The organism is Chroogloeocystis siderophila 5.2 s.c.1 (assembly GCF_001904655.1).
Classification (GTDB): Bacteria; Cyanobacteriota; Cyanobacteriia; order Cyanobacteriales; family Chroococcidiopsidaceae; genus Chroogloeocystis; species Chroogloeocystis siderophila.
Window position 1 is genome coordinate 61,029 of record NZ_MRCC01000015.1, and the last position, 17,246, is coordinate 78,274.

The 17,246-nt window shown below is 43.3% G+C and carries 11 protein-coding genes; 4 read left to right on the forward strand and 7 right to left on the reverse strand.

What is annotated here, in order from left to right; translation table 11 throughout:
* Positions 1-28 precede the first annotated feature (28 nt).
* The 4 genes from NIES1031_RS17545 to NIES1031_RS17560 form a co-directional block, all read right to left on the reverse strand.
* On the reverse strand, positions 29-1,231 hold the full coding sequence (locus NIES1031_RS17545; protein ID WP_073550798.1) for a 3-dehydroquinate synthase: 1,203 nt from the start codon (positions 1,229-1,231) through the stop codon (positions 29-31).
* Positions 1,232-1,244: 13 nt separating this feature from the next.
* On the reverse strand, positions 1,245-2,141 hold the full coding sequence (eboC, locus tag NIES1031_RS17550) for a UbiA-like protein EboC (RefSeq protein WP_073550799.1): 897 nt from the start codon (positions 2,139-2,141) through the stop codon (positions 1,245-1,247).
* A gap of 72 nt (positions 2,142-2,213) precedes the next feature.
* Complete coding sequence (locus NIES1031_RS17555) at positions 2,214-3,119, reverse strand: TatD family hydrolase (RefSeq protein ID WP_015187626.1); 906 nt, start codon at positions 3,117-3,119, stop codon at positions 2,214-2,216.
* Positions 3,120-3,173: 54 nt separating this feature from the next.
* On the reverse strand, positions 3,174-4,073 hold the full coding sequence (locus NIES1031_RS17560) for an EboA family metabolite traffic protein (protein WP_073550800.1): 900 nt from the start codon (positions 4,071-4,073) through the stop codon (positions 3,174-3,176).
* Positions 4,074-4,964: 891 nt separating this feature from the next.
* On the opposite strand from NIES1031_RS17560, the gene NIES1031_RS17565 reads away from it, so the two are divergent.
* The 4 genes from NIES1031_RS17565 (at position 4,965) to NIES1031_RS17580 (ending at position 9,950) form a co-directional block, all read left to right on the forward strand.
* Positions 4,965-5,606 (forward strand): hypothetical protein, encoded by a 642-nt coding sequence (locus NIES1031_RS17565; RefSeq protein ID WP_073550801.1) that lies wholly within the window; start codon positions 4,965-4,967, stop codon positions 5,604-5,606.
* Between the two features lie 127 nt (positions 5,607-5,733).
* Positions 5,734-6,711, forward strand: coding sequence for a DUF1822 family protein (locus NIES1031_RS17570; protein ID WP_073550802.1), 978 nt, complete (start codon positions 5,734-5,736; stop codon positions 6,709-6,711).
* A gap of 30 nt (positions 6,712-6,741) precedes the next feature.
* Positions 6,742-9,126, forward strand: a complete 2,385-nt coding sequence (locus tag NIES1031_RS17575; protein ID WP_073550803.1) for a CHASE2 domain-containing protein — start codon at positions 6,742-6,744, stop codon at positions 9,124-9,126.
* Positions 9,127-9,128: 2 nt separating this feature from the next.
* A complete protein-coding gene (locus tag NIES1031_RS17580; protein ID WP_073550804.1) occupies positions 9,129-9,950 on the forward strand; it encodes a DUF928 domain-containing protein in 822 nt (273 codons plus the stop codon).
* Here NIES1031_RS17580 and NIES1031_RS17585 read toward each other — a convergent pair.
* Genes NIES1031_RS17585 through NIES1031_RS17595 form a run of 3 tightly spaced genes read right to left on the reverse strand, consistent with a single transcriptional unit; the run spans position 9,947 to position 17,056 of the window.
* The gene (locus NIES1031_RS17585; RefSeq protein WP_073550805.1) at positions 9,947-12,547 is read right to left on the reverse strand and encodes a CHAT domain-containing protein; all 2,601 of its coding nucleotides are present in this window, start codon (positions 12,545-12,547) and stop codon (positions 9,947-9,949) included. The genes NIES1031_RS17580 and NIES1031_RS17585 overlap by 4 nt on opposite strands.
* Entirely contained in the window at positions 12,499-14,259 is a 1,761-nt protein-coding gene (locus NIES1031_RS17590) for a ShlB/FhaC/HecB family hemolysin secretion/activation protein (protein WP_073550806.1), read from the reverse strand. The genes NIES1031_RS17585 and NIES1031_RS17590 overlap by 49 nt, the downstream gene beginning before the upstream one ends.
* A complete protein-coding gene (locus NIES1031_RS17595) occupies positions 14,249-17,056 on the reverse strand; it encodes a two-partner secretion domain-containing protein (RefSeq protein WP_073550807.1) in 2,808 nt (935 codons plus the stop codon). The genes NIES1031_RS17590 and NIES1031_RS17595 overlap by 11 nt, the downstream gene beginning before the upstream one ends.
* Positions 17,057-17,246: the final 190 nt, after the last annotated feature.

Below are 17,246 nucleotides of genomic sequence, written 5' to 3' on the forward strand. Positions count from 1 at the left end.
GGCGGACTTTGTTTATGTAGAAGTGAATTTATTCGCCGTTGTCGTGATGTTGTTTTAAAAGCGCGATCGCATTTTCATACACCAACAAATCGACGTGATGCACCTCAACGCCTTTACCAATTTTTTCTAGCAGCATCAGCGTTAATTCTCCACCCAAATGTTCTTGAAACTCTCTTAATCCTCGGAAAAGACAATTAGGATGTTCGAGTTGATGCAAGTGTGTGGCTAATTCTGGTACGTATAAACTAAAACCTAGTGCTTTGAGTGTATCTAAAATCTGTTGCCAATCTGATTTTGTGAGTAACCCAATTAAATAGGAGTAGGTACTATCCAACGCAATTCCGATCGCAACAGCTTCGCCGTGACGTAGGTTGTAATTCGTCAACTGTTCGAGTTTATGCGCCGCCCAATGTCCAAAATCTAAAGGGCGCGAGGAACCTTTTTCAAAAGGATCGCCACTTGTAGCAATATGTCCTAAATGTAGTTGGGCGCAGCGATAAATTAACTCTTGCATCGCCTGCATATCGCGTTTTGCGATCTTCGCTGCGTGTTTTGTGATGAAATTAAAAAAGTCTGCGTCTTTAATCAGTGCAACTTTTACCGCTTCCGCAATTCCAGAACGCCAGTCGCGATCATCAAGCGTTGCGAGAAAATCAAGATCGTTTAACACTGCGTATGGTGGGGCAAAAGTTCCTAAGAAATTCTTCTTACCAAACGCATTGATACCATTTTTGACACCGACACCCGAATCATTTTGTGCTAATACTGTTGTGGGAACGCGAATTAAGCGAATTCCTCGATGTGCGATCGCTGCTGCATATCCTGCCATATCTAATACTGCACCGCCACCAATGGCTAATATATACGAATGGCGACACAATCCAGCACAATCAATAGTTTGGTGAAGTTGTGTGACTAATTGAGGATTATTTTTTGCGGCTTCGCCACCAGGTACGATCGCTGGCTGCTGAACAAATATCAATGCATCGCGATAAAACTCAGCATATGCGGCTAATTTTTCTAGTAGTCTGGGTTGATGTTGCAATAAACCTGCATCAATTACTGCTAACACTTTTTTTGGGCTATTCTCCTCACAGGTAAGTACTTGCGCGAAAAGAGGATTATCTAACTCGAACAGCCCTTGTGTGAAATGAACATCATAATTAAATGTTACAGGAACACATTGCTTGAGCGAATGCACATTTGGTGCACCTTTTATCCCAATTGTCATAATTATTGTTAAATTACGTAACAGCAAAAATTTGAGCTAAACTCAACGAAATTGGTAGTAAACCGAGAACCAGCAAGCCATAAGGTAAACCTGCAAAACCTGCTGCGATCGCCGCATCTAAAACGATCAGCGACAACACACCCGCTTTAACTGCGGTACGAATATTTGCCGGAGTTGCTTCGCGCCAAGCTTGCACAAATGCAGGAATAACACGCCAAGCAAATAATACAATCAAAGGTAAAGCCACAAGTGTTTGATATTCTGGTATTAACCCTAGCGTTAAGACTCCACTTATCACTCCTGCAATCAGCACCAATGCAGCAATTCCAGTACGATTGTTTCCCCCGTGAACTTCGCCTTGACTAATTAGGGTAATTGCAGCGATGTAAGCAATTGGAATTATTGCTAAAAACCACAATTGTTCTACCATCGCCGGAACCGCACTCACACCTAGTAGCAGATTTCCACCGCGACAGATTCCCATATTAATAGGACCAAAAATATTATGGTGTTTGCTAAAGGCATCGTAGACAATCGCTGCGAAAGCAACCGTCGTAGCAATCACAAGGCTTGTAACTGAAACTTGGGTAGCGGCGACAATACCAAGAACTAAAAGAAGAGTTCCTAAAGCGATCGCATTTTGTTTAGCAATCATACCACTAGGTATCGGTCGCTCTGGGCGTTCTTGCGCGTCTAATTCGGCATCAAAGACATCATTAAAAACAACACCACCGCCGTACAAACCACTGGTTGCAACTAATAGCCAGACTAATGACATATCTACTTGTTGCCATAATCCTGAACCGGATGCCGCAAAACCAACTAAAATATCTGCCCAAGCTGTAACAATATTTGCAGGGCGCATAAGTTGCAAATAAGCCCAACTTTGGCTTTTCGCTGCTTGCAACATTGGTGTCTCTCTCAATGCTAATGGTTAATTGGTAATTGGTATTACCTGATACTGAAAAATAAAATTGAACTCTTACTCAATCAAGATCTGATCGCGGCTAGCTTCGACGACGGGTGTTTGTCCGCGTAAAACTGAGTTACCGTAGTACAGTTCGCGTTGGTCGATTGTCGATGTTAGCCAGTCACTTTCACTGAATTGATGACTTTGGCTGTATGCTGCTAGGGCATTTTCGTAACATACTGCCTTAACGTGTGCTTCAGGAATTCCGCGTTCTAGCATCAATTGTGCGGTTTTTGGGACAGCTAATGGATCGCTAACACCCCAATCCGCGCTACTATCAACAATAATGCGATCGCATCCGTACTGACGAACAATTTCAACCATCCGTGCATTACCCATTTTGGTGTGCGGATAAATTGTAAACGCTGCCCAAAATCCTCGTGCTAATACTTCTTCTACAGTTTCTTCGTTGTTATGGTCAATAATCACTCGTGATGGTGCTAAACCATATTCAATACAGCGATCCATACTTTGACTAGCACCAGCTTTTTTGTTGCGATGCGGCGTATGAATCAACACCAACATATCGAGTTCTTGGGCGAGTTCGAGTTGTTGGCAAAAGTATTTATCTTCTGCTGGTGTCATATCGTCATAGCCAATTTCACCGATCGCCACGACTCCCTCTTTACACGCGTACAATGGCAACAGTTCCATCACTGCTGCGGCTAAAGCTTCGTTGTTTGCTTCTTTTGGGTTTAAGCCAATCGTACAATAGTGCTGAATTCCAAATTGACTGGCGCGAAAGCGTTCCCAACCAATTAAACTACTGAAGTAATCTTTAAACGATCCAGAACTAGTACGCGGTTGTCCTAACCAAAACGACGGTTCAATGACGGCGACAACACCATACTCGCGCATCACCATGTAGTCATAGGTTGTCCGCGAAACCATGTGGATATGAGGATCGATGAACATCATAGGAAAATTGGTAATGGGTAATGAGTAATTGATGAAAATGACAGCGGATTAGTTTCATGTGTCAGCGCCGAGGCGATCGCGGCTAAAGCTACTCCACGTTAAATCGCCCTGAAGAATTGCAGCTTGTAAATGAGGATAACGTGCTAGTAATTCTTTGGCTTGTGGTAGTGGAGAGTGCGCACACGCTAGGGCTGCGGCTTCTTGCTGCACAATATCATCAACTTGTAAGACTTTTGCCAAAGCTTGTAACTCGGTGTCGGTGTATCCTACAAATCGCCATAGTTCAGGTGTTACACTGCGTTTTGCTGCCCAGCGTTCACGCGCATAATCTACAAGCATTTTCCCTAACTCTGGGTTAGCGCGGCGATCGCTATTATGAATAAGATACAACGGACTACCCACAAACACTGCTTTGAGGATCATTTGATTCCAAGCCAGATCGTCAAAATACTCTGCTGGGTAAGGATTACGTAAAGCAACAGCATTGAATACGCTTGTCATATTACTGCGTACTCCCTCGGCGGCTCTAGCGTAATGCTTTTCTGGATGCGGCATTAAAGGTAAACTTTGATACAGCGCAATCAACTCTCTGACATCCGCAGTTGTGAAAACTTGTTCGAGTGTCCAAAGATATTTCTCAATATCTGCATGCGGCAAAGACAAAACTATCCATGTTCGCCCTACTTGATCCACACTCCAATGTTGAGGATTCCAGCCTGGGCGAATTGCTGCGGCTGCGCGTAAATCCTGTGTTGATAAAGTTAATTGCTGCTTACCGAGATATCGAGGGACTGCACTAAACGCTGTATAAAAGAGTCGTTGCATCGCCCCTTGGCTAATCTGGTTTGTTTTTTCTTCTAGCCAAATTAACGCTTCGTGAGAAATCTGCCTAGATAAGCAGTTGTGCAGCAATTCGATTGCCTGAGTCACATCGTAGTCAGTTCTTAAGTTCATAAAACTTATTTAGTTACTTACTTATTTAAATTGCTTACGAAACTATTTGTGTGACATCCATAGCGCACTAAAGGCTCTTTATATTTCTGCTAGGCTCAGAATGATGAAATTGTAGTTCTTAGGAAAGAATTATGGCGTAACAAAACCTATACTCGAAAAGCCTTTCCCACTAATGTAAAATGATTCTGCTGGAGATTGCGCGGTTTAGCAATCTTGGCTACCGATACCAATTAAAACTCTGTGCACAAAACACTGAACTATGCAGAACCCATTTCCAGTTGAATCGTAACTCATTTTATTTAATAATTCTTTACTTAACAAACTTATACTTGAATTTTTAGTATAGTACAATCCCTTTTTTAGAGAGAATTAAGTGTTTATACTAGTAAAAAACACCTGCGGTACACAACGATCGCTGAGATCTGTGCTGACCTAGACGTAACAACTTTTGGGCAAAACAGTACTAAGGTTGTGCCACTCTCGATAAGAATGCGATGGCTAATGCCAAAATTTGACAGCGAAATACCAAAAGCAGTGTGTTTGCAATCCACTCTCTACACCAAAAGAAAGGGCGTGCATATTTTTTTTGCTTGCTGCTGATAAGTAGGTAGTCAGCGCGTTGAGGAGTAATAGCTTTTATAGCCAGCAACCAAAAGAGTGGTTGCTTTAAATTTGTGATTTGTACTTATCGTAGCCAACTACTTTGAAATAGATATGTATATTTTCTGGATTTGTTGACAATCAACTTATTACTTCCTAAAAATGACTCATTTTAATTATGTTAAAAGGTGATTATTAAAATAATCACCTTGGATTAAAGTAGGAAAATAATGTTTAAATTTGCTATGTCGCAACTAAATTTAAATCCTACTTGTATTCAATAAAGCTCATATGGATCAACTGGAAGCGAAAATACGCGAATTAGTTACAACAACTTGCCAATATAAGCACAATAGTCTAGAACGACAGCAAGGTTTAACAAAGATTGTGCGCATGATAGTTAAATCAGGCAAACTTTGGAAAGATAGTTCTCTTTATTATGAAGATGCACTACAGAAAACTTGGCTATATTTTTGTCGCAATTTGTGTGAAGCAAATACAGGGGAAAAGTATGATCCAAATCGCAGTAGTGTAATCACCTGGTTAAATGCTTATCTAAGGCGAAGGTTACAAGATTTCCGTGAAGAAGAATATGAAATTCGCTCTCGTACAGCTTTAGGTAAAATTGTGGAAGAAGGTGAGGTAATTGATCTGATCGCCACTTTACCAGCGCCACCAGATATTCCACCGATTCTTGAAATAACGATAACTTGGGCAAAAGCTGATACTGATGGAGAGTTACGCCGCGTTCATATTCAAGGTCATCCGCACGTGAATTGTCAAGTATTAATACTCCGGAGGTTGCCTCCCGAAACAAGTTGGGAAAAATTGTCAGAAGAATATGGGCTTTCGATTTCGACTTTAACAAGTTTTTATCGCCGACAATGTCTTCCTCGTTTACGTAAATTTGGCGAAACGCAAGGGTATTTATAAAGAATAGATTAACAATAAAAATTGAGGTTTACTAGTTCTTGAATCTTTTGCAAGAATTGATCAAACTCAATCTACTAAAACTAAGTATTTAATTAGTAAAAAAATAGATGAAAAAAGAATCTAGATTATGACTAAAAACATGAATCGAATACAAGATTTTTCGTTAACTTTACCTATTACGGAGGCAGCACGAGACACTGCCCAAGCTTTTACGCATCAAGTAGAGTTTTCCCCAAAGAAAGTAGAGCAAGTTAGGCTAAATACACTGGCAGTTTGTGTTGTAAACAACTATTTGAATATGATGGGTATCGACACAAATATTTCGGCTGGTGATAGTTGGAACCCTGTCTTGCGGTTATGTGCTGATATTGCTGACTTAGAAGTTTCAGGAATTGGGCGCTTAGAGTGTCGTTGGGTGCGATCGCCTGCCAAGCAGTGCAATATTCCACCAGAAGTGTGGGAAGACCGCATTGGATATATTGTTGTGCAGTTTGACGAAGCACTCCGCGAAGCGACGTTATTAGGATTTACACCACGTGCGATCGCGCAGTTGCCAATCGATCAATTACAACCCCTCGAAGACTTACTTGCGCACTTGAGTCACCTCAAACTTAGAACCGCTGAGAATCAGCAACCAATTGTGCAATTAAACCATTGGTTTAATCATGTCTTTGAAACAGGATGGCATGAGGTTGAAACGATTTTAGGACCAGCACGCGCTAACTTGGCATTTAGTTTCCGTCGGTCTGATACAGCTATAGGCGGAACCAATGAGAATCGCGCAGATCGTATCCGACGCGCCAAGTTGATCGATCTCGGAGTGCAACTCGCAGGTCATGCGGTTGCGTTGATTGTCGAACTGCGATCGCTACCTGAGCAAAAGGTCGATATTTTACTACAAGTTCATCCCGCAGGAAGTCAAATCTATTTACCGCCGCAACTTCAGCTAGCTGTTTTAGATGCTACTGAGCAACTTTTCCTTGAAGCTCAAGCAAGAAAAGCCGATAATTATATTCAATTACAGTTTAGTGGAAAACCTGGAGAAAAGTTTAGTGTCAAAGTAGCGCTTGGTAACGTCAGTTTTATAGAAAATTTCATTATTTAATTTCATCTTTGCGCCCGCAGGAAGATTGTTGTGGCTAAGTTAGTTGTCTTGAAAGTAGGCGAAGGAAGCTTTGAGCAGGGATTTCCTGTCACAATGCAAATAGGAGAAGAAGGCGATGCTCCGGCGATCCAAACTTTAGGTAAATTGCCACCTGCTCCGGAAATTCCTCAGTACTACAATTGCTGGCAATCAGCGTATCTCTGTTTGGGATGGTCTACCCGCCTCGAAGCAAAACCTGTTCAAGTCACGAATGTCTCAGTTATTGAAGATTGCTGGCACGCCGTACAAGTTTTACGCAACCGTTTAAATAGCTGGATACACTCCGAATCGTTTCGGGCAATTCGCGAAAAATGGCTAGAGAAATTATTGCCATCCGATGAACTTCGCGTGATTTTACAAACTGAAGATTTACTTTTGCAACGATTACCTTGGCACTTCTGCGATCTCTTCGAGCGTTACCCTAAAGCAGAACTTGCCTTCAGCGCCCCAGCCTACGAGCGCGTTAAACAAATCTCGCAAACCAAAGACAAAGTTAACATACTCGCGATTCTAGGCGATAGTACCGGAATTGATACGCAAGCAGATCGAGCTTTATTCGAGCAATTACCAGGTGCGACGGTGCAGTTTCTCGTAGAACCGCAGCGTCAAGAACTTAATAATCAACTCTGGAGCCAAGGTTGGGATATTCTCTTTTTCGCAGGACATAGCTCCAGTTTAGTCGATGCAGATGGGCGAATTTGTATTAATCGCACCGATAGCTTATCAATTAGCGATTTAAGATACGCGCTCAAAACTGCGGTAGCGCACGGATTAAAGCTAGCAATTTTTAATTCTTGTGATGGCTTAGGATTAGCACGCGAACTTGCTAACTTGTATATTCCGCAAGTGATTGTAATGCGCGAACCAGTCCCCGACAAAGTCGCGCAAGAGTTTTTAAAGAATTTTCTCTACGCTTTTGCGGGCGGTCAGCCGTTTTATCTATCAGTCCGCGAAGCACGCGAGCGACTTCAAGGGTTAGAAGATGAGTATCCGTGTGCCAGTTGGTTACCGGTTATTTATCAAAATCCCGCAGAAACTCCACCGCTATGGAGCGCATTGTCGCGTCCAGTTAGTGTTAACACAAGTGGCAACAATCACAGCCGCCAGCGATCGCTCAAAAAAATTGGCTCGCAACATCTGCGGAGGATGCTGCTGACGAGTGTTTTGGTAACGTCTGTAACGTGGGGATTGCAACAGTTGGGAGCATTTCAGCCACTCGAACTCAAGGTTTTTGATCAGCTGATGCGCTTGCGTCCCCAGGAAGCAACTGATCCGCGATTATTGGTAGTTGCCATTACCGAAGAAGATTTCAAACTGCCAGAACAGAAAAATCGCACAGGATCGATATCCGATCTAGCGCTAGCACGACTATTAGAGAAATTAGAGCAATATCAACCACGCGCGATCGGCTTGGATATTTATCGTGAAGATCCGGTAAACCCTCAACTCAAAAATTTAGCGCAATATATGCAACAGAGCGATCGCTTTATTGCGGTGTGTAAAATAAATGAACCTACTGCGAGTGAAGATCCGAGTGTTGCTCCACCGCCCGAAGTTCCCGAAGCGCGTCAAGGATTTAGTGATGTTGTGCTTGACCCTGACGGTATTCTCCGGCGATATCTTGTCGCCGTTAATCCACATCCTGCCTCGATTTGCAGCGCGCCCTACGCCTTCAGCACGCAACTTACATTTCGTTATTTAGCTGCTGAGGGTATTTTTCCCCAATGGACACCTCAAGGGCATTTACAGCTAGGTAACGTTATTTTACCACGTTTACAACCACATACCGGAGGATATCAAACGATTGATACAGCTGGCTTTCAAATGTTACTCAACTATCGCTCTTACCGATCACCAGAGAATATTGCGAATAAAGTTACCTTAACTGATGTGTTACGGAATCGAATTCGACCTGATGATGTTAGAAATAGAATTGTTTTGATTGGTGTGACTGCCCCAAGTGTTGGTGATTATTTTGCGACCCCTTATAGTACGAGCAAAGGAGCATATCAGAAAATGGCAGGCGTGTTTGTCCATGCACAAATGGTTAGTCAGATGCTGAGTGCTGTCAAGAATCAGCGACCATCGTTATGGGTGTTACCCCAGGGGAGTGAACTTTTATGGGTTTGGGGATGGTCAATTGTTGGTAGTGTGCTGGCTTGGCGCTATCGGTCAGTATTACATCTAGAGTTAGCATTAGCAATTACCCTTATCGTACTGTACGCGCTGTGCTTTGCACTTTTTGCGTATCAAAGCTGTTGGGTGCCGTTTGTACCATCGACCTTGGCATTAATTGCGACTAGCGCTAGTATTGTTGTTCAAAATGCCTCGCAAAAACAGGGACAAAGTACAAAACTCTACGCAGAGAGTAATTAATTATGATGGATGTGCGGTTTTGTCGATTTGCCCTGGTTGGGTGCGTTATTCTGAGCTTACTACCTACAAAAGTTAACTCTATTCCCCAAACAAATACCAAAGAAGTCTTAACAACGGCAACAGGACAAATCAACTTTGTTCCGCCTCCACCTCCAGCGGATATTGGCATTCCAGGCGATCGCACCGGTGCAGGAAGGCGCGGCTGTATCGCGAATAACTCTGCAACGCGCGATAAACAGCTAACAGCTGTAGTGCCAATTACCAAAGCTGCAAACGGCGTTGAGGTGGTGTGGGGGCTGACGAGTGCTGAGCGTCCTACACTCTGGTTTTACGTTCCATATCGCGCTCAGGACATACATTCAGCAAAGTTTGTTTTGCGCGCAGCAAACAATCGACTCGTTTATCAAACAACAGTTCCATTACCAGATAAGCCTGGAGTGATTAGTTTAACGCTACCGACAACCGTAGCGCCCTTAGAAATTGCCCAACAATATCACTGGTACTTCAACATCTACTGTGCCGAGCGTAAGCCACCGACGGCGGTAGTTCATGGCGGAGTTCAAAGACGAGCAATCACTCCTGCCCTTGCCAGCCAATTAGCACAAGCAACCCCACAAGAGCGTGCAGAACTCTACTTTGCGAACGGATTTTGGTACGACGCAGTAACTGTACTTGGTGAACTGTACTATCGCAATCCAGTAAACATCGCCATAGCACAAAATTGGACGAATGTATTGCACTTTGTTGGCTTAGATGCGATCGCCACGGAACCAATTGCCTCGTGTTGTCAACTTATCCCTCAAAACTCATCACTCTTAAATTAAAGCCAATTCCCCACAAGAACATAAGCAGACCAGTGCATCGGATGAGCGTAGTTAGGATTTTTTAATAACGACAACTGTGCTTGACGTAACGCATGAGCTTTGTTAGTTTGATTGCTTGCTAACTCTGCATAAAATTGGCTCATCAATAAAGCTGTAGATTGGTCATCTACCGACCATAACGATGCCAGCGTACTACGCGCTCCGGCTCGCACGGCAAGTCCTGCAATACCCAAAGCCGCGCGTTTATCGCCAGCTGCGGTTTCGCAAGCACTCAAAACGAGCAGTTCAATTGCGCTAGATCGGTTTCGACTGCGAGTGCGCAACAAATCATTTAACTCATTGACATTAATCGGTTTATCCCATGCGAGGATAAAAGTCTGTTCGATGTTAGAACTAAATTGACCGTGAGTTGCCAGATGTACAACCGGAAATGACAGCGAGTTGACTTGATTTTGTAGTGCTTGACTAGTGAACTCTTGATTGAGCAATACTCGGCTAGAAACTTCAGATGTAATTTGCTCAATTTCGCGCTCGACGTAATTTAGTCCTCCAAAGCCATAACGCGGTTGGCTAAGTCCCGCAGTTAATGCTTGTAATCTTTGCCGTTGTAGTGGTTGCGGATTAATTAGTTGTAATCCTGGTGCGAGGGCAATACTATATTGTTCTATAAGATACTGCTGACGTTGCGCGTCGTACAGTGCTGCCATTGGAATGTTGCGCAGCGCACCATCTAAAACAAAAACTAAAGTTTGAATACTACTCGCATTGAGCGTGCTTAGTTGCGGTCGTATTAACCATTCATAAACTTTCTGAGAGAGTGCTTGCACTTCGGTAAAAGTGTCTGGCTCAATGAGTTGTTGTTGGAGTTGCTCTAGCGTAGCTTCAAACTCGGCTTGTGAAATGTTAATACTATGATGCTGTAGGGGTTGTTGTGGTAGTTTAATGATGACTTCGAGGCGATCGCGCAAAATAATTGGATAAATTACCGCTGCGGTGCGATCTTGTTCGTCTACGACTTGATCGATCTGACGGTTAGCATCTAAACACGCTGCACGGAAAAAGTTATTAAGTTCTGCTAATTGCAGCAACTCGATCGTTTGACGCGCTTTTTGAAGATTTTGTTGACTAGGTTGCGCAGTGTCGTTTGATTGCAACAACAAACTCACAAGTTCGCGATAAACAGGTTCAACTTCTTCTTGAAAAGAAAACTGAACGTCAGGATTGATCGCTACCAAATCATACCGAAGCGTCTGAAGTGTTTGAACAGCTTCATCGTAAGCCGCGATCGCTTTTTGAGTGTCTCCCTGCGCTTGCAATAAGCGTCCTAATTGCCATTGCCAACGATAAGCAATATCCAGCGCGTTGATTCCTTGCGCTAATACCAGTGCTTGTTGCGTTAGGTCTTGCGCACTCGTCCACTGCTGCGTTTGTTCGTACAATCCCCCTAAATTTCCCAAAGCATAGCTTGTCGCGCGTGGATCTTGAAGATATTTTGCTTCTTGTACAGCGCTAGCAAGGAGGTTACCAATTTCTAACCACGAAGGAACGCTTGTTTGCAATTTTGACTGCGCCTGCTGCAAGCGAATCAAGTTTTGTGCCAAAGTAATGCGAGCATAAACTTTTGTCTGACTTGTCGGTACACTAGCAAGTTGAGATTGAATTTGAGGTAATAGCGCTTGTGCTGCGCCGAGATCGCCTGTCTCAAGTAAAAGGTTGAGTTGATTGAGTTGTGCTTGGAGTTGCGTGCTTGCTGTTGGTGATACGCTTGCAGCTTTTTGATAGTAGGCTAGCGCGGCTTGTGGGTTTTGCTGCGATCGCACTGTGTTTCCTAAGCTTGCTAATGTTGCAGCGATTTCTTGTGGCGATCCTAGTTTTTGAGCTAATTTAAGGCTTTGCTGCAAGATCTGCTGCGATTGACTGAGATTTCCCACAACGCGCAATGCATTTCCTAAACTGCGCAATCCAGCGACTTTAATTACCGAATTTGGCTGTTGTTGTAAGGTTTGATTCGCTTGGTTGAGTGTCGTTACTGCACGGCGAAACAGCCCTAAAGCTTGCTGTGCTTGCGCTTGATTGATTAAGCTACGTGTTATACCAACTGTATCTGCTGCTTTAGTGTATGCAGCGGTTGCTTTTTGCCAAGTATTCAGTGCTTGTTCGGTTTGTCCTTGCGCAAATTGTAGATTTCCTTGGTTATTCAACGCTTGGGCGAGAACTTGCGCGTATTGGGAATTTGTACGAGATGTTGAATTTAATAGTTGTAGACTTGTCGCGATCGCCTGATTTGCTGGCGATAAATTTCCTTGTTGTTGATACGCTAAAGCAAGATTACTCAACGCCATTGCTTGATTTAAGCTGTCACCACTCGCTTGATAAGCTTTTGCAGCTTGTTGCCACACGACTGCAGCTTGGGCATATTGTCCGGTTTCATATAATTCTCTTCCTTGCTGAATCGATTCAGATAAAGATGCGCTCAATGAAACAACTGCCACAGCTGACGAACCGTCTAGTACTCCCCCACACCAAATGAGAAAGCTAACACTCAGTGCTAAAACGGGCTGGCGACTATGGAAAAATACACACCGTTCTCTTGCCATGTTCTTTTCTCCGATGCGATATCAACTAACGGAATTCCCCAGTCAAGGCGGGCGGTAAGGTTATTACCTACTTGCAAGCGTAAGCCAAGTCCGAGCGAAACTAATGTACTCGGATCAGGATTTGCATCTTTTCGATTCCAACTTGTACCCACGTCTACAAACGGAGTTAATTGTAAAAGTCCTTGCCATTCAGGAATGCGCGAGATGGGGACGCGCAACTCAACCGAAGCAAACGCGCCATTATCAGTTAATAACGTATCTTGACGATAACCGCGAACGCTGTCAAATCCACCTAAGCTAAATTGTTCTACCGGAACTAAAGCTTGATCGGCAAGTTGCACATCACCGCGAACTAAAAGTAAAGTATCAGTAGCTAAAAGACGCACCCATTGGGCTTGTCCCCGCCAGGAGAAAAAGCGGCTATCAGGTGCATCGTCATTAATTGTGGCGTCAAAGGCACCAATTCCTACACTAAATTGCGATCGCGCTGCAATGACTTGGCGACTACCGCGCTGCGTCCATTCTTGAAAGAAGCGTAAAACAGAAATGCGTGTCCTTCCCTCGTCATCTGCCCCAGGAGATAGTTTGGATAAGGGAACGTCAAGATCTTCGAGGACAGTAGACGCTAGATTGCTTTCGCGGCGCGATGCGGTTAATCCTAAAACAAATTCTTCGGAAGGGCTTTGATTAATCGGTTGACGGAATGTGAGATCGTAGTAGCGCGAGTACGAGTCGATTTGTAAAAAATCAAATGGCGGCTCGATAATACTACTATCTGCTGCACCGACATCTAAGCTGATCGTGCCATTGCGTGGGTTGATGGGTAGCGCGTAACTGATATCAAACGTATTGCTACCGTCAGTGTTGTTGTATCCAACGCTGAGAGTATCACCAAATCCGAGTAAATTTGCTTCATTAATTTGCCCGCCACGCCGAAAGCTTCCAACACTCGGCGATCGCCGGTTATCTCCAATTACTTGCAGATTGAACGTTCGGGCTTCTTGCACTTGCACGTCAAGGACATTCGTTCCAGGGCGCGAACCTGCGGATAGTTCAGCAGACAAAGTTTGAATACGCGGATCGAGTTGCAATAGTTGCAGTGCTTCTAAGAGGCGCTGTTGATTTAGTGGTGCATCGGTACGGATAGCAATACGCGATCGCACGTAATTGGGGTTAAGCCTGCGCGTCCCAGTAACATTAATTGCCTCTAGTTCGCCTTCAATAACCTGAATTGTCACTACTCCTGCTTGGAGTGTCTGAGGAGGAATGAAAGCACCCGAAGTAATGTAGCCGCGATCAATGTAGAGTTGAGTAACTGCTGAACGTGCTTGCAAAAGTTCTGTAAACGAAATTGGTCGATTTGTAAACGGTGCGAGTAACCGCGCAAATTCTTCTGCACTAAAGACTGTACTCCCAACAACATTAAAGCTTTTAACAATAATGGTATCGGGTATCCCAGGTAAAGGTGTAGGTGGTCTGGGGACTGCTGACGGTGGTTGTAATAATTCTTCTGGTGGTGGTAAGGGTTCGGTCGGTGGTTGCGGTGGTGGTGTTGGGCTAGGTGGTGGAATGACATCCTGTGGCGGTGGTAACTCAATCGCTTGGGCAAGAACGTTTTCTGCGGCTGATGTCGCAGCAATTTGAGTATTAACTACCAGTAATAAAAGCCCACTCAGCGAAAATTGCAGGCGGCGAACGAGGTTATGGGGCATTGCAAGCAACAGGCGTAGACCAAGAAGTATAAGTTGTAGCAGTTGGTACTTGAGCCATCAGTACTACTTCGCCATTGGAGCCTAGCATCCATCCCTGTGCTTCTACAAGCGATTTTGGCTGAGAATTGTTAAGTTCGCTGGAGGCAGTATTTAATGGTGTAGCGGCTTGAGTTTGTACCGGAGTGCCTAAATCTGCTAACGTGGCATTTGCATTAATCGCTTCGCCTGGAGTTGGTGGTAATCCCCCGCGCCCAGTAATGATAAATTCACTCGTGTTTGTTGCAATATTTGTATCCGCAGCGCATCCTCGCGCGACTAAGTTACTGACATCAACAGGTTGTTCGGGTAAAGAAACTAAACCGCGACTAGGTTCATCATCGACGACAATAATTTCGACAACACCATCTATTCCTTGTGCAGAACTCGCGGTAATCACACTATCGGGAGAAAGAAAGAATCCTTGCGTTGCAATGCGGATATTACCACCATTGCCTGTAAAAGCGTTAGCAGCAACAGCACTGTTTCTAGTAGCAAAAAATAGTTTACTACTGATATCAATATTACCGCCGTTACCACCAGCATTTGCTGTACCAGCAGTTGCTGTAATGCTGCTATTGTCGTTTAGAGCAACGTTTCTGCCTCGGAGTGAGATTTGTCCGCCTTCTCCTTGAGTTGTTGCGGTGGAAATTGTGCCTTGATTGTTAAGTGATATTGAGGGCGCAGTGACGTTGATTTGTCCTGCATCAGCGATCGCATCTCCTCGCACTCGTGCCAAGAAACCGCTTGCGGCACCATCATTATCGATGCGATCAGGTGTTTGTTGAAGTCTGTCGTTGTACGTGCGATCGCTTCCCGCAATATTAACGCTATTTGTCGCACCAACTGTAATATTACCTGCCATGCCCTGATTAAAGGCAGTCGTTAAAATTTGTCCGCCATTAGTTGCAGTCACATTCGCCGCATTGACTGTAATATTTCCTCCAGGTGCAATACTGCGAGTCCGCGCACTGATAACTGCACCATCAAGAATGTTTAAATTACCCGTATTGACTTGAATATTCCCACCACGTCCAGTAGCTTTTGTGTCGGTAAAAGCGAATAAACCACTAGAAGTAGTATTAGCAATGCCACTGAGGCGAATTGTTGCATTAGGATTAACACCAGAAAGTGTGACAAACTCGGAAGCATTTATAAAAATATTGCCTGCATTTCCGATACCGTTGGTACTTGTACTAATACTGCCACCATTAGTAATTTCTAAACTTCTAGAATTAATTTGAGTATCTCCCGCATTTCCCAATCCTATAGTGTCGTTGTAAATAATACTATTTGCTAAAAAAACACTATTGGCTGTAATAAATAAATTGCCTGCACGTCCTGCTGCTTCCGCAGTATTCAAGGCTATTTCAGCACCATCGCTTAAAGAAACTGTATTAGCTTGAATATTAACTTCACCACCACTTGTCGCAGTACCAGAGGCTACTGTAGCAATATAAGTATTTTTTCCTACTAAAGCAACTGAATCATTGACGTTTATATCAACATCGCCAGCACTGCCTTGTGCAGTAGTTAAAGTAAAAATGGTACTACTATCTTCTAACAAGAAAGAGCCAGCAGATATTTGAACATTGCCTCCATTTCCTTGGTCAACTACTGATGTAGATATATTTGATGTATTTTTAATTACAACCTCATTATTTACATCAATTGATACTCTACCAGCATTACCGGTATATGCTGTCGAATCTATAGCGGACTTGTCTAGTAGCACAGATGCTGCTCTTAATTGGATATCCCCCGCATTACCCTCTACATCTGATAGCGATTGATTAACAAGACTACTCCCAATTAGTGATATTGTCCCCGTAGCATCTAAAATAATATTTCCAGGTTCAGTAGCTGTAGATTCCGCACCTGGCTGTGTACCAGCTTGAATATAAGCACCATCAATATTAATGTTTCTGGCATTTATCGCAAAACTACCGGTTCCGTCTCCTGCTATAAAGGCATTAACGCCAAGACTAATTGAAGGATCTCCCCCACTAATTGTGACATCTCCTCTAGCGATACTAGAAGGAAAACTTAAACTTAAATCTTTACCATCAATATTGTTTAAGCCTACAGTACCTGTTCCTAATACACTGGCTAACTCAATTCGTCCACTGGGTGCAACTAATTGCTCAAAATTAAATTCTCCACCAAAAATATTAACATTGCCTCCAAGGAGAATTAAACTCTGATCATCAGGAAGAAAAATCAAGCTATCTCGAACTTCAATCGCAGGAGGAGATGGAGAGGTAATTTGATTAAATAGAAAAGCTGAAGGATTAACTGTGAGTAATTCTGGATTATTTGCCGGAGTAACGCTAAAACTTCCTTGATTCTCAAATTGAATTGCATTAGCAGTAGTCGCAACAAATGAGCCACTAATATTTATAAAAGCAGTAGGTCCAAAAATAATTCCTTGTGGATTGATTAAAAATAAATTAGCATCACCGGACACCTCCAAAGCTCCAAAAATATTTGAAGGATTACCGCCTGTGACTCTAGTAATAATATTTGTTACGCCTGGGTCGTTGAACGTAACTTGTTGATTTACATCAATATTAAATTGCGAAAAGCTGTGAAAAAGGTTTTCTCCGGTTTGTGTTCCTCCTGTAATCTCACAAACTGCGGCACAAACTGCGGGTGTCGTTGGTGTTGTCCCATCAGGAATAATTTGGGCTTGAACTGGGATAGGTAAGCTTCCCAGAAGAACACTACCAGCAATCCAGAGAAGATTTGTACTTTGCCTCACAAATAAATTCCTACTATTTTCTCAAAATTTATAACAGATTCTGAAATAATTTAGAAAGATAAGTAATATATTAATCTCTTTTACTTAGAATACAGTAATAAAGCTTTCTTTAACGATTCAAGCATACTGCTAATAAAAATGAGCCGTATAGGAATACTGCGGCTCATTTATTATAGTTATTTATAGATTA

What these genes read in the sequence shown, in the direction of transcription:
- NIES1031_RS17580 (WP_073550804.1), top strand. Translation starts at nt 9,129, where the DNA reads ATGATGGATGTGCGGTTTTGTCGATTTGCCCTGGTTGGGTGCGTTATT.
- NIES1031_RS17565 (WP_073550801.1), top strand. Translation starts at nt 4,965, where the DNA reads ATGGATCAACTGGAAGCGAAAATACGCGAATTAGTTACAACAACTTGC.
- NIES1031_RS17585 (WP_073550805.1), bottom strand. Translation starts at nt 12,547, where the DNA reads ATGGCAAGAGAACGGTGTGTATTTTTCCATAGTCGCCAGCCCGTTTTA.
- NIES1031_RS17590 (WP_073550806.1), bottom strand. Translation starts at nt 14,259, where the DNA reads ATGCCCCATAACCTCGTTCGCCGCCTGCAATTTTCGCTGAGTGGGCTT.
- NIES1031_RS17545 (WP_073550798.1), bottom strand. Translation starts at nt 1,231, where the DNA reads ATGACAATTGGGATAAAAGGTGCACCAAATGTGCATTCGCTCAAGCAA.
- NIES1031_RS17570 (WP_073550802.1), top strand. Translation starts at nt 5,734, where the DNA reads ATGACTAAAAACATGAATCGAATACAAGATTTTTCGTTAACTTTACCT.
- NIES1031_RS17560 (WP_073550800.1), bottom strand. Translation starts at nt 4,073, where the DNA reads ATGAACTTAAGAACTGACTACGATGTGACTCAGGCAATCGAATTGCTG.
- NIES1031_RS17555 (WP_015187626.1), bottom strand. Translation starts at nt 3,119, where the DNA reads ATGATGTTCATCGATCCTCATATCCACATGGTTTCGCGGACAACCTAT.
- eboC (WP_073550799.1), bottom strand. Translation starts at nt 2,141, where the DNA reads ATGTTGCAAGCAGCGAAAAGCCAAAGTTGGGCTTATTTGCAACTTATG.